A 12,417-nucleotide genomic window follows, 5' to 3' on the forward strand; every position below is an offset into this window, starting at 1 on the left:
ACTCATGGCTTCAACGCTACGCCCGCCGTGGCGCACCCACTGGCGCCTATCAGACATCGCGATCTGATCCCGCAGTCGCTACCCTCCACGGCCATTCGCAGCCACTCGCGGCCCTTAGCGACGACCCGGGCCTTACGAATGCCGCCGACAGTGCGCCAGAATGACCCTATGGCCACAACGATTCCAGCCGACTACGCCCATCTGCTCACCAACCCGAACTACGGCGCCCTCGGCACCATCCGCCCTGACGGCACCGTGCAAGTGAACCCCATGTGGTTCGAGTTCGACGGAACAGCGCTGCGATTCACCCACACCACGAAGCGCGCCAAATACCGCAACCTGCAGCAGAACCCCGCCATGTCGTTGATGGTGATCGACCCTGCGAACCCTTTTCGCTACCTCGAGGTGCGCGGCACGCTCACCGAAGCAGTTCCCGACCCCACCGGGGCGTTCTACGTGACGCTCGGCAAACGGTACGGCAACCCCGACCAGCAGCCGCCGGCCGACAGCGCCGACCGGGTGATTCTGGTGATGAGCGTGGAGCACACCACACAGCAGTAGGCACGGCCGCTGCGACGACCACGGCCGAACCAGCCGTGAACGACCCGCCGGAAGTGACCTGTACGAGGTATAGTAGAGTCATGCCCGCCGTACGAGAACCGAAAGCCCGCGAGCGCCTCAATCGCGAATCCCTTGCGACGTGCGCGCTCGGCATCGCCGACCGCGAAGGCCTCGACGCCCTCACCATCAGGCGCCTCGCCACAGAGAACAACGTCACTCCGATGGCGCTGTACTGGCATTTCGCCGATAAAGAGGCCCTCTTCGATGGTATTGCCGAGCGCATCTACGCCGAGGTGGCGCTGCCCGTGCCTCGGGGGCTGGTGTGGCACGACGAGTTGCGCGAAGTGCTCGTTGCGCTGCTCGGGCCTTTGCGCGGGCATCCACTCGTCGCAGATATCATTCCCTCGCGCATCATGAAGTCTGACGCGGGGCTGGCTTTGTCTGAACGCGTGATCGGCCTGTTGCGGGCGGGCGGCTTCTCGCCGGCCCAGGCGGCGCAGACCGGAATGTTTCTGCTGTGCTCTATCGTCACCCTGGTCGTGCGCGAACCCGGGCAAGACCAGCGGCTCGACCCCGACGCTCAAGATGACGCGCTGCGCCAAAAGCGGGCGCAGCTCGAGTCGATGAACCCCAAGAAGTACCCGAATCTGCTCGAATCGAGCGAGTTCTTCTTGTTCTGCCCGAGCGAAGATGTGTACTTCAGCCAGGGCGTCGACTTTCTCGTGGCCGGCACCACGGGCATCCAGCCCGCCTGAGCGCGAACGACGCTCGCCTCAGCGCGCCGGTCGTCGGCCCGAATCTCGCCCGTGACGACATTTTTCTTTCGCGGTGTTGTTTTGCTATACAACGAACATGTACAGTGCATATGTACGACGCAAATGTACGTCGTATAAGCGCAAGGCACATCGACGACCGAAGGAAGAACAATGAGACGCAGCCCCTGGAGCACCCTGGTCGTGCTCGCGATAGCGCAGTTCATGGTGGTGCTCGACGTCACCATCGTGAACGTCGCCCTGCCGAACATGCAGACCGACTTGCACTTCTCAGCGGATGACCTGCAGTGGGTCATCAGCGCATACACCCTGATCTTCGGCGGTTTCTTGCTGCTCGGCGGCCGTTCGGCCGACTTGATCGGGCGCCGACTCGTATTCGTCATCGGCCTGGTCGTGTTCGCCGCTTCATCGCTTGCAGCCGGGCTCGCAACCTCGCCGCTCGAACTCGTTCTGTTTCGCGGGGTACAGGGTCTCGGCGGGGCGATGCTCTCGGCCTCGGCACTCACCATTCTGATGGTCACCTTCGAGCACGGCCGCCGGCGCAATATCGCGCTCGGCGTCTGGGGTGGGCTCGCCGGCCTCGGCGGAACAATGGGCGCCATCGTCGGCGGAATTCTCGTCGACGCGCTCAGCTGGCGATGGGTGTTTCTCGTCAACGTGCCCATCGGCATTCTCGTCATTGCCGCGGCCTTCTTCGTCATTCGCGAAAGCCGCGCCCCTCGGGTAGGCCGTCGCACGTTCGACGTTGCCGGCGCCGTTCTCAGCACCGCGGGCCTGCTCGCCATCATGCTCGGCGTGATTCGTGCCGAACCGCTCGGCTGGGGTTCGCTCGAAGTAGTCGGTCTGCTCGCCGGCGGCGTGCTGCTGCTCGGGGCATTCGTGGTCGTCGAGTCGCGTTCGGCTGCTCCGCTGATTCCGTTGCGGTTGTTCCGCACGCGCAGCCTGTCGCTCTCGGTCGTGGCACTCGGGCTGAACAGCGCCGGGTTCTTGGCGATGTTCTTCTTGACGGCCATCTTCTTGCAGCAGGTGCGCGGCCTGTCGGCACTCGATACCGGCTGGGCGTTTCTGCCCATGGGCATCGCGGCCATCGTGGGCGCTCTCGTCGCCTCCCGCCTGGTGACCGCGTTCGGCACCCGTGCCGTGCAACTCACAGCCGCGGTCATCAGCGTGGTCGGTCTGCTCTTGCTGTCGGGTGCGGATGCCACTGATCCGTACGCCACGAGTCTGCTGCCGGGTCTCGTTCTGTTCGGCCTCGGCATCACCGCGATGGGAGTACCGGCACAGGTCGCCGCCCAGTCGAAGGTGCACCAAGATGACGCCGGTGCGGCATCCGGAGTCTTGAATGCCGGCTACCAGGTGGGCGGCGCACTCGGCCTCGCCGTGATCACCACGCTCGCCACCTCGCACGTCGCCGACGCCGTTTCGAGTGGCACCGCCCCCGCGGCAGCCGCCGTCAGCGGTTACCAGTTCGGGTTGCTCGTGGCGGCCGTCTTCGCGGCGACGAACATCGTCATCGCGCTGCTCTCGCCCTCGGTGAAGGTGAGCCAGGCCGAGTCGACCGAGGCGGCCGAGCTCGACCCCGTCTCGATCTGACCGGCCGCAGCGACCGCGGGAGTTAGGTCGGAGCAGCGGGCACATGCCGACGTAGTGCGGCCATGTCGCGTCAGCTCCGACCTAACTCCCTCGGCAGGGCAGCAGCCCAGCACGACGGCCGCTTACTCGGCGCTGATGTCTTCGAGTGAGCGGCCGTTCGTGCGCACGCCCAAGAACAGCACGACGCAGGCCACGAGCATGATGACGATCACCACGACACCCGCGGCCAGCGAACTGACCGTGACCAGCAGCGGCAGAATCACCAGAGGTGCCGTAGCGCCACCGAGCGCCCCGATGCCATCGGCGATCGAAGCCGCCGTGCCACGCACATTGGTAGCGAAGATCTCGGCGATGTAGGTGAACAGCGGCGCAGACATCGCGCCGGTGGCGAAGCCGAGCAGAAAGGCACCCACCGTTGCGGCAGCAATACCGAGGCCACAGATCATCAGCGCAACACTCAGCACCACGAGCAGAATGCTGCAGATGATGAGCGTTCGGCGCTCGATTCGCTCGATCAAGAAGATGATCACCACCGACGAGACCACCACAGCGCTCTTGGTGAGCGCGGTAATAAGCAACGCCTGGTCGCTCGACATTCCGGCACCCTCGAGAAAAAGCGGCGTGTACGTGTTCATGGCCGTGAACCCGGCGAAGAACAGAAACAGCACCACCACGATCATGATCAGCCGATTACGCATGAGTTTCGTCGTCAGCAGCGCCTTCAACGGCTTCTGAATCTCCAGCCCCAGCGTCTTCGGTGTTTCGATGAACCGGATGCTCGAGGGCGTCACCTCACCTCGGGCCCGCGCCTCCATGCGCCGCACAATTCGCCCCGCATCGTCGAGCTTGCCGTGTTCACCGAGCCAGCGCGGAGACTCCGTGATGTCGCGACGGTTGATCAGCGGCAGCAGCACAAGGCTCACGGCGCCGAGCCCCAGCAGTATGCGCCAGGCCCCCGCCGGAGACGCGGCGAGCAACGGAATCGACGCGAAACTCGCGATCGCCACCAGCAGCGTGCCCACCAGCCCCATGCCCGCGATCGCCCGACCGCGCCTCGCCTTCGGCGCCATCTCACCGAGGTAACCGGCCAGCAGCGGCAGCACCGCTCCCATGCCCAGGCCCGACAGCACCCGGAAGACGGTCAACGACTCGACGTTCCAGGCCAGCGCGGTTGCCAGGCTGCCGACGCCGAACAAGAGAAACATCAGCCGCAGCCCCATTTGGCGCCCGAAGCGGTCGGCGAAGTAGCCGATCACGTAGGCGCCGATGGCACCGCCGAGCAGGTTCAGCGAAACTGCCAACGCGAGATCTGTCTGGGCGACGTTCAGGCCTTGACTCACACTCGGCAGGGCGAGAGCGAGCACCGCTGATTCGTAGGTGCCCAGAAAAAAGGTCACGAACAGAGCCCCAATGGCGCCGATCGAGATGCCCAGGCGCGGCATCGCGTCGATGGCACCCTCGATTGTCTGGGTGCCGAGCTGTTCCGAGTCAATCGCGACCTCGGTGTTGTCCAACGTCATTGTTTTCCAATCGGAGTGAAGAAATGGTGCACTGCGTGCGCGTCAGTCAGCAGCAAGCAGTCAGGAGCTGTCAGCTGTCAGTTGTCAGTCGTCGATGATCGCCACGGCGCGAGTCCAGCCGGCCGATGCTGCGTGAATCTTGACCGGAAAACACGACACCAGAAACCCCGTCGACGGCAGTGCCTCGAGGTTGTGCAGTTTCTCGATCTGGCAGTAGCCCGCCTCCATTCCGGCCTTGTGCCCCTCCCAGATAATGCTCGCGTCTCCGGTCTCGGCAAAGCGTTTCGCTGTGAAACTGAACGGGGCGTCCCAGCTCCAGCCGTCGGTGCCGACCACCCGCACTCCCTGGCCGGTGAGGTGCAGTGTGGCCTCGCGGCCGAAGCCGCATCCACTGTCGACATAGTCGTCGAAGCCGTAACGGGCGCCGGCCGAGGTGTTGACCACGACGATGTCGAAAGGCTGCAGGGTGTGCCCGATGCGTTCGAGTTCTTCGTCGATGTCGGCGGCCGAGACGACGTAGCCGTCGTCGAAGTGCCGGAAGTCGAGCTTGACGCCGGGCCGGTAGAACCAGTCGAGCGGCAGCTCGTCGATGGTGGAGGCTTTCACCCCACCATCCATCGTGGGGTGATAGTGCCAAGGCGCATCGACATGCGTTCCGTTGTGGGTCGACAGTGTGATCTTTTCGACGGCCCAGCCGAGACCGCCCGGCAGGTCTTCGGGGTTGAGGCCCGGAAACATGCTGGCGATCTGTGCTGCGGTTTCTTCGTGCGCCGAGTACTCGATGTTCAGCTTCTGAACAGGCGGGTCGGCCGGAACGTCGTTTTGAATGGGAATGGAGATATCGATGAATCGCATGCGCTCAGTTTCTAGCAATCAGGGTGCAACAGGTCAGTGCAACAGGTCAGTGCAGCCGATCAGTGCCGCAGATCAGTGCGCAGCAGATTCGACGGATTCTCCCCGTGCCGCAGCCGTGGCGAACGGGTTGAGCAGCGCCTCGGCGAGCGCGGGCGGCGCGCCGTCTTCGGTCGCGGTGAGCCCTCCATCTGCGGCGGGGAACGACTGCATCATCGAGTCGGGCATCGCCCAGTTGCGGAAGAGGTTGTTCGAGCCGAGTGACGGCTTCCAGTTGTTGGCCTTCCAGTCGGGCACGTAGTTGCGGTAGCCGCCCGAGTTGAGCTCGACGCGCAGGCTCGACGGCTCGCGAAAGTAGAGGTAGTTCTGCTCGCCGATGCCGTGAATCGACGGCCCGTACTCGATCGACGTACCGTTCTCGAGTAGCACGTCGGCGCCGCGCACGAGGTCTTCGGGGTGGTCGGCCCAGAACGCGATGTGGTGAACGCGACCCGCGGTCGTCGAGGTGTCGAGCACCACGCCGAGGTCGTGCGATTTCTCGTTGGTGGTGAGCACCGAGAACACGTTGATGGGTGCCTCGTCGAGCAGCGTGTTGGCCATGATGCGAAAGCCGAGGGTGTCGGCGTACCAGGCGGCGAAACCCGAGACATCGGATGCCGCGACAGTGACATGGTCGAGAAAACGAGGGGCCGCCGAGTGGCTGCTGCGGCGCTCGGGGCGATCGGGGTAGATCGACTCGAAGCCCGGTTCGGCCTCGTATCCGTCGATCTCCCAGAGCAGAGTCATCGAGTGTCCGTACGGGCCGACGAACTCGTAAGCGCGGCCGTGGGCGTGGCCACTCTCGCTCCAGGTACCCGTGGTTCCGGTCGCCTCGACGCTCTCGACGAGGGCCTCGAGAGCACTGTCGCTGTGGGTGCGCCAAGCCATGGTGGCGAGTGCGGCATCCGGGCCCTCACTAATGACGAGGCTGTAACGGTAGTAGTCGCCCCAGCAGCGGAGGTACGCCTTGCCGTCGAGGCGGTCGACGACCCGCAGACCGAATTTCTCGGTGTAGAAAGCGACCGACTCCTCGACGTTGGGGCTGGTGATTTCGAGATAGGCGATCTGCGCCAGTAGTGGGGTGGTGACGGTCATATCAGTTTCCGATCGTGGGCTGGGGGGTGCGGAGTTGAGGAGTGCGGAAGGGAGCGTTGAGCTTGCTCTCGAAAAAGGCAGTCTGGCCAGGCAGTTCGGCGCGCATGCCGGCAACGGCATAGGGTAGCGTTTCGGCAGTGACCTGCATCTCGGCCTCGAGAATGGCGTGCGAGATGTCGAAGACGAGCTTCACGCGGTCGTAGCGCTGTGCCGACACTGCGGTCAGCGCTTCTTCGATGGGGCGATCGGTAAGCACCTCGTCGGCCAGAACAATGCCGTCTTCGAGTGCCATGCCTGCGCCCTGAGTGAGGTGCGGCGCCATGGTGTGTGCGGCGTCGCCCAGCACGATGACGCGGCCCTTGTGCCACGGCCGCGGAAGCACCAGTTCGATGAGCGGGCTGTAGACGATGCCCTCTGGGCCGTCGATCGCGTCGCGAATCTGACCCATGATGCCGCCGAAACCCTCGAGACGTGTCTTCAGCAGGTCGCCGAAATCGGCGGGGTCGTGATGCGGATTGCCGGGTTCTGGCACCACGAGAAACATGTACATGTGCTCTTCCGACAGCGGAATGAGGCCGGCCTTTGCCGAGATGCCCTGAAAGACCTGGGCCCTTCTGAGTTCTGCGGGGCGATCGAGCTGCAGCCGCCAGACTCCGAAACCTGCAAACTCGGCCTGCACCTCTGGCCCGAAGACCAGCGATCTGGTGGGCGATTTCACGCCGTCAAAGGCGACCACCAGGTCGTAGCGGGTCGTGCTGCCGTCGTTGAACGTGGCATCCACCCCGTCGCCGTCGTCGACCAGGTCTGCGACCGTCGTGGCATATCGGATGCTCGCGCCGGCGCGCTCGGCCGCTGACTTCAGAATGCCGTGCAGCGCGGGGCGAGTGATGGCCGTATTGGCCGGAACCCGCTCGTCGCCGAGGCCGGAGTCGACGGAGACGATCTCGTTGTCGTTCCAGTCGAGATAGTCGTTGCCGGCGAAACTGAACCCCGTGCTCACGCACTCCTCGAGCAGGCCGAGGGTGTCGAGGGCGCGCAGCGAATTGCCGGGCTGGTTGATGCCGACCCCGAGCACGTGCGAATCGGGTTTGACTTCGACGATGTCGACGTCGACCCCGCGTTGGGCGAGTGCCGTGGCGGCACCGAGACCACCGATGCCGGCGCCCACAATGAGCACCTTCTGAACTGCCATGCTGACTCCTTCGTCTGCGAATCTGTGGCTGTGAATCTGTGTCGACTCGAACCTTCTACGCCCCACCGCACATCACGATGGAGGCGAGCCGTGGTGTAAACAGTAAGAGTCGAGGGCAATGCCGCCCAAGCACCCAATGTCGATAGCGAATATCAATCGAATCGATAGATCGCGAAGGAACGAATCATGCAGTTGGCCAGCGTCGACCTCAATCTGCTCGTGGCGCTCGACGCACTGCTCGCCGAACGCAACGTCAGTCGCGCGGCCGAGCGACTGATGGTTGGCCAGCCCGCCATGAGTTCGACCCTGGGGCGCCTTCGGTCACTGTTCAACGACCCGCTGTTGGTACGCGAAGGGCGAGTGCTTCGAGCCACCGCGTTCGCCGAGTCGTTGGTCGAACCCGTTCGCGCGGTTCTCGCCCAGATCGAAGCCATCGTGAACGTGGGAACGGCCTTCGACCCCCTGACCGATCACCGCATCTTCTCGATCATGGCGAGCGACTACGTGGCCCTGGTTCTGCTGAGACCGCTGCTCGAACGGCTGCCCGCCCTCGCCCCCAACGTGCAGATTCACGTGCGGCCGCTCGAAACGGTTCCGGTCGACTCGGTACGCAGAAATCAGACCGATCTGCTGATCATGCCGCGAGAGCTGATGCCGAGCCACCTCGACTTACCCTTCGAAGAACTCTTCACCGACCGGTTCGTCTGCGTCGTCGATAAAGACAACCCGGTGGTGGGTGCAGAGCTCGACCGTGAACAGTTCTCTGAGTTGCCCTACCTGCAACTCAACCAGGGATTGATGACCTCGATCATCGAAACACGGCTCGACGAGCTCGGAGTCGTGCGCAACATCGAGATGGTGGCGCAGTCGTTCGTCATGGCGCCCTTTCTGCTGCCGGGAACCCGCCTGGTAGCCATCGTGCATGAGCGTTTCGCCCGCGAGCTCATGTCTGACGGGCACTTTCGCATTCTGCAGCCGCCGTTCGAACTCGCCACCATCGGCGAAGGCATGGTGTGGGCGCCGAGGCAGACCGCCGATGCCGGTCACCGGTGGCTGCGCGGCCAGCTCGCGGAGCTCGCCCGCGACATCTGAGTATCGATCTCGTCGATAGCTCGCATCGGTGGTTGCTCATTGAGCGGTAACCCCTCGTCGGGTCATGCTGGGGGAGGCAGTGGCGCCGTCGTGGTGCCCGCCAGAAGGTGTCTCGTATGTTCGAACTGTTCCCCGGCAACTACGTCTGGAACCTCTCCATCAACATCGCCCTCAACTCGGGGGCCCAATTGAACGAACTCGTTGATGCGTGTCGCCCGATCATCCCGCTGGCCACCAGCGGAGACGCCGGAACCGAGGCCTACCTCGCCGCATTCGAGGGCTTGGGTGACCGCATCTCTGAACTCGCGGCCGAAGACCTCGCCAATGGCAGAACCCTCAGCGCGGCGACGAAGTACGAGCGCGCCGCCACGTACTACATCACGGGCGAGCGGATGCAGCGGGTGGGGTATGAGCCACGAGTAGCCGTGTACCAGAAGATGCTCGACGCCTTCGCCCTCTTCATGAAGTACGGCGAGCAGCCGGTGGAGCGAGTCGAGATCGCGTTCGATGGATCAAGTTTTCCGGCGCTGTTCTATCGCGCCCCGAATGCCGGGCCGAAGACCCCGGTGATCGTGCACTTCAACGGGCTCGACTCAACCAAAGAGATGATGTGGGGTTCACCGCTGCGTATCGAGTTCGCGAAGCGCGGTATCTCAACACTGATGGTCGATCATCCCGGCACCGGCGAAGCATTGCGGTTGCGCGGGCAGAAGGCCATCGTCGAAAGCGAACGCTGGGGGTCGGCGTGCATCGACTACCTCGAGACGCGCGACGACGTCGACCTGGAGCGCATCGGCATTCTCGGCTGGTCGCTCGGCGGGTACTACGCGCCCCGCGCCGCGGCATTCGAAAAGCGCTTCGCGCTCTGCGTGGCGATGGGCGCGAACTACAACTGGGGTGAGTTGCAGGCCAAGCGGGCCAAGCGCGAGGGCGAAAACCCCGTTCCGCACTACTGGGAGCATGTGGAATGGGTGTGGGGTAAGCCGACCTTCGAGGAGTTCATGCGGTTTGCGCCGCAGGTGTCGCTCGAGGGCGTCGTCGAGCAGATCACGGTGCCGCTTCTGGTGACGCACGGGGCGAACGACCGCCAGATTCCGCTCGAATATGCGCACCAGCAGTTCGATGCGGCCATCAACAGCCCCAAGCGCGAGTTGCACATCTTCACCGAGCGCGAAGGCGGTGTGGAGCACGTCGGCGGCGACAATATTCTGCCCGCAGCGTCGTTCATTCCCGACTGGGTCGCCGAGTCGTTCTGAGCGCCTGAGCGCCCCGACCGCGCGCGCATGAGCCCGCACCCGCACCCGCACCAACCACTCGACACGAATCACCCGACACCGATCATCCGTCACCCATCTCAAGGAGAACTGCAATGCCCGTTGTTTCGAACGCCCTCATCATCGGTGGAGGCATCGCCGGCCTGTCTGCGGCAGTCGCGCTCTCGAAATCCGGGGTGCACTGCGACGTCATCGAGAAATCAAGCGACCGACTCGGCTCGTCGCTCGGTCTCAGCGGGCGCGTCGGGGAGGCGCTTACTGAGCTGGGCGTCTACGACCAGTCGTATGAGACCGGTCGGCCGTTCGCGCCAGGAGATTCGGTCGTAGCGCAGATGGATTCAGCCGGAAACGTGCTCGATCCGGGCATCCTTCCCCCGTTCGCGTGGCCGGGAGCGCGCATTCCGATCGGCGTGTACCGGCCGACCTTTCTCGAGATTCTCGCCGAGGCGGCCGAAGCGAGTGGGGCGGTCGTGCGGACAGGTCTGACCGCGACATCCATCGACGACGGCAGTGAAGCCGCGCACGTGACATTCAGCGACGGAACAGAGGGCGATTACGACCTCATCGTTGGTGCCGACGGCATCGGTTCACAGACCCGCACCGAACTTTTCGCCGATGCACCGACGCCCGCGTATGCCGGCCAAATGAGCATGCGCTGGATGGCCGATGGGCCCGCTATCGCGAATGAAGGCTGGTACCACAGCCCGCTCGGCCGATTCGGCTTCTACTATCTGCCTCACCAGGAGACGGTCTATGTGGCCGTCGTGCTTGATTCGGCGGAGTCCGTTCGCTGGAGCCAGGCAGAAGCGTACGAGGTGCTCAAGAACCTGTTCGACTCCTACACGGCACCCGCCGTGGAGGAATTGCGCGAACGGCTCACCCCCGACTCTGTGATCATCGGCCGCCCGTTCGAGTCGTTGCTCATCCCTTCGCCGTGGTATCGCGGTCGCACGATTCTGATCGGCGACGCCGCTCACGCTACGACCGCACACATGGGTCAGGGTGGCGCCATGGCCATCGAAGACGCGGTGGTCTTGGGCCAGAGCATCGCCACCGCGGGTTCGCTCGCTGAGGCATTCGCGTCGTTCACCGAGCGCAGAAGCGACCGCGTGCGAACGGTGGTCGAGACGAGCCTCGAGCTGTCGCGCCTCGAGCAAGACCGGGCGCCTGTGGCAGAGAACATGGGCGTGATGATGAAGGCGTTTCAGGTGCTGGCACAGCCGTACTAACCAGCTGTTGCAGTGGATGCTCGGCGAGCCGCTCTGGGGTCGGCTCGCCGAGCATCCACCCGCGAGCGCGGGAGTTAGGTCGGAGCTGCGGGCACATCGCCACGTATTGCGGCCATGTCGCGTCAGCTCCGCCCGAACTCCCGGCGACTACAGCCCGAGCAGGGCCGCCTCGCGCTTGACCACCGGGGCGACCTCGGTCATGTAGAGATCGAGCGAGCCGAGCGTCATCTGCCACGGCAGGTTGCCCACGTCGATCTGCGCGGTGAAACGGTCGACGTCGAGCAGTTCGACGCGGTGCATGATGGCGTCGATGACCTGCTGAGGGCTACCGACAGGTAGACCTTTTGCAATCCATGAGTCGTAGGCCTGACGCGGAAATCCGTCGGCGGCGAAGGCCATACCGCCGGCCTGAAAGTATCGCGAGTAATAGGGGTAGAAGTCGTCGCGAGCCTTCTGCGATGTCTTGCCCACGTAAAGGTGACCCCCTGTTGCCAGGCGCAGCTTCGATCGGTCGTGGCCGGCCTGCTCGGCGGCTCGGTAATACAGCTCGACTCGAGAGACGAACTGCTCGGGGCCCGCAAAGAACCCCATGGTCATCGGCAGTCCGAGCGATCCGGCCCGAACGGCCGAGGCGGGCGTGCCGCCGATGCCCACCCAAATGGGCAGCGGGTCTTGCAAGGGCCGCGGCGAGATCTCGACGCCGTTCAGCGGCGAACGGAATTGCCCGCGCCACGTCACGACTTTCTCGTCGCGAATCTGCAGCAGCAGCTTCAGCTTCTCGTCGAACAATGCGTCGTAGTCGGCGAGGTCGTAGCCGAACAATGGAAACGACTCGGTGAACGCCCCTCGCCCGGCGATGATCTCGGCGCGGCCGTCTGACACGTGGTCGAGCGTGGCGAACTGCTCGAAGACACGAACCGGGTCTTGGCTCGACAGCACGGTGACGCCGCTCGCCAGCCTGAGGTGCTTGGTGACGCCGGCGATGGTCGCCAGCACGATCTCGGGCGCCGACATACTGAAGTCTGAGCGGTGATGCTCGCCGAGCGTGATCACGTCGAGGCCGCCTTGGTCGGCGAGCTTCGCCAGTTCGACGATCTGGCCGAATCGCTCGTGCAGCGTCTCGGCCGATCCGCCGTTGGGGTTGGCGATCAGCTCACCGAATGAATAGATACCGAGTTCCATCGGTTGCCCTTTTCT

General features: G+C 64.1%; 11 protein-coding genes. 6 read left to right on the plus strand and 5 right to left on the minus strand.

What is annotated here, in order from left to right; all coding sequences use genetic code 11:
- The first annotated feature begins 168 nt into the window (after window positions 1-168).
- The 3 genes from IEX24_RS12300 to IEX24_RS12310 all read left to right on the plus strand — a co-directional run bounded on the left by IEX24_RS12300 (window position 169) and on the right by IEX24_RS12310 (window position 2,927).
- A complete protein-coding gene (locus IEX24_RS12300; RefSeq protein WP_188678678.1) occupies window positions 169-561 on the plus strand; it encodes a PPOX class F420-dependent oxidoreductase in 393 nt (130 codons plus the stop codon).
- A gap of 80 nt (window positions 562-641) precedes the next feature.
- Window positions 642-1,316 carry a TetR/AcrR family transcriptional regulator gene (locus IEX24_RS12305; RefSeq protein WP_188678679.1) on the plus strand — a complete coding sequence of 225 codons (675 nt, stop codon included), beginning with the start codon at window positions 642-644 and terminating at the stop codon, window positions 1,314-1,316.
- 171 nt (window positions 1,317-1,487) lie between these two features.
- Entirely contained in the window at window positions 1,488-2,927 is a 1,440-nt protein-coding gene (locus tag IEX24_RS12310) for an MFS transporter (RefSeq protein ID WP_188678680.1), read from the plus strand.
- 122 nt (window positions 2,928-3,049) lie between these two features.
- Here IEX24_RS12310 and IEX24_RS12315 read toward each other — a convergent pair whose 3' ends face one another.
- From IEX24_RS12315 to IEX24_RS12330, 4 genes are all read right to left on the minus strand, one after another.
- Window positions 3,050-4,447: an MFS transporter gene (locus IEX24_RS12315; RefSeq protein ID WP_188678681.1), complete on the minus strand. Its 1,398-nt coding sequence runs from the start codon at window positions 4,445-4,447 to the stop codon at window positions 3,050-3,052.
- Between the two features lie 84 nt (window positions 4,448-4,531).
- The gene (locus IEX24_RS12320; protein ID WP_188678682.1) at window positions 4,532-5,302 is read right to left on the minus strand and encodes a cyclase family protein; all 771 of its coding nucleotides are present in this window, start codon (window positions 5,300-5,302) and stop codon (window positions 4,532-4,534) included.
- Window positions 5,303-5,374: 72 nt separating this feature from the next.
- Window positions 5,375-6,433 (minus strand): VOC family protein, encoded by a 1,059-nt coding sequence (locus tag IEX24_RS12325; protein WP_188678683.1) that lies wholly within the window; start codon window positions 6,431-6,433, stop codon window positions 5,375-5,377.
- 1 nt (window position 6,434) lies between these two features.
- Entirely contained in the window at window positions 6,435-7,625 is a 1,191-nt protein-coding gene (locus IEX24_RS12330; protein WP_188678684.1) for an FAD-dependent monooxygenase, read from the minus strand.
- Window positions 7,626-7,811: 186 nt separating this feature from the next.
- Between IEX24_RS12330 and IEX24_RS12335 the strand changes: the two genes are divergently transcribed.
- The 3 genes from IEX24_RS12335 (at window position 7,812) to IEX24_RS12345 (ending at window position 11,220) form a co-directional block, all read left to right on the plus strand.
- Complete coding sequence (locus tag IEX24_RS12335) at window positions 7,812-8,717, plus strand: LysR family transcriptional regulator (RefSeq protein ID WP_188678685.1); 906 nt, start codon at window positions 7,812-7,814, stop codon at window positions 8,715-8,717.
- A 116-nt stretch (window positions 8,718-8,833) separates the two neighbouring features.
- Entirely contained in the window at window positions 8,834-9,973 is a 1,140-nt protein-coding gene (locus tag IEX24_RS12340; protein ID WP_188678687.1) for an alpha/beta hydrolase family protein, read from the plus strand.
- Between the two features lie 113 nt (window positions 9,974-10,086).
- Window positions 10,087-11,220: an FAD-dependent monooxygenase gene (locus tag IEX24_RS12345; RefSeq protein ID WP_188678690.1), complete on the plus strand. Its 1,134-nt coding sequence runs from the start codon at window positions 10,087-10,089 to the stop codon at window positions 11,218-11,220.
- Between the two features lie 147 nt (window positions 11,221-11,367).
- On the opposite strand, the gene IEX24_RS12350 is transcribed toward IEX24_RS12345, so the two are convergent.
- Window positions 11,368-12,402, minus strand: a complete 1,035-nt coding sequence (locus tag IEX24_RS12350) for an LLM class flavin-dependent oxidoreductase (protein WP_188678692.1) — start codon at window positions 12,400-12,402, stop codon at window positions 11,368-11,370.
- Window positions 12,403-12,417 lie beyond the last annotated feature (15 nt).

Origin of the sequence: Subtercola lobariae (assembly GCF_014640255.1) — a bacterium.
GTDB lineage: Bacteria > Actinomycetota > Actinomycetes > Actinomycetales > Microbacteriaceae > Subtercola > Subtercola lobariae.

Bases quoted from the DNA above. Each gene is read 5' to 3' on its own strand.
- IEX24_RS12300 (WP_188678678.1), top strand. From the start codon at position 169: ATGGCCACAACGATTCCAGCCGACTACGCCCATCTGCTCACCAACCCG.
- IEX24_RS12305 (WP_188678679.1), top strand. From the start codon at position 642: ATGCCCGCCGTACGAGAACCGAAAGCCCGCGAGCGCCTCAATCGCGAA.
- IEX24_RS12310 (WP_188678680.1), top strand. From the start codon at position 1,488: ATGAGACGCAGCCCCTGGAGCACCCTGGTCGTGCTCGCGATAGCGCAG.
- IEX24_RS12315 (WP_188678681.1), bottom strand. From the start codon at position 4,447: ATGACGTTGGACAACACCGAGGTCGCGATTGACTCGGAACAGCTCGGC.
- IEX24_RS12320 (WP_188678682.1), bottom strand. From the start codon at position 5,302: ATGCGATTCATCGATATCTCCATTCCCATTCAAAACGACGTTCCGGCC.
- IEX24_RS12325 (WP_188678683.1), bottom strand. From the start codon at position 6,433: ATGACCGTCACCACCCCACTACTGGCGCAGATCGCCTATCTCGAAATC.
- IEX24_RS12330 (WP_188678684.1), bottom strand. From the start codon at position 7,625: ATGGCAGTTCAGAAGGTGCTCATTGTGGGCGCCGGCATCGGTGGTCTC.
- IEX24_RS12335 (WP_188678685.1), top strand. From the start codon at position 7,812: ATGCAGTTGGCCAGCGTCGACCTCAATCTGCTCGTGGCGCTCGACGCA.
- IEX24_RS12340 (WP_188678687.1), top strand. From the start codon at position 8,834: ATGTTCGAACTGTTCCCCGGCAACTACGTCTGGAACCTCTCCATCAAC.
- IEX24_RS12345 (WP_188678690.1), top strand. From the start codon at position 10,087: ATGCCCGTTGTTTCGAACGCCCTCATCATCGGTGGAGGCATCGCCGGC.
- IEX24_RS12350 (WP_188678692.1), bottom strand. From the start codon at position 12,402: ATGGAACTCGGTATCTATTCATTCGGTGAGCTGATCGCCAACCCCAAC.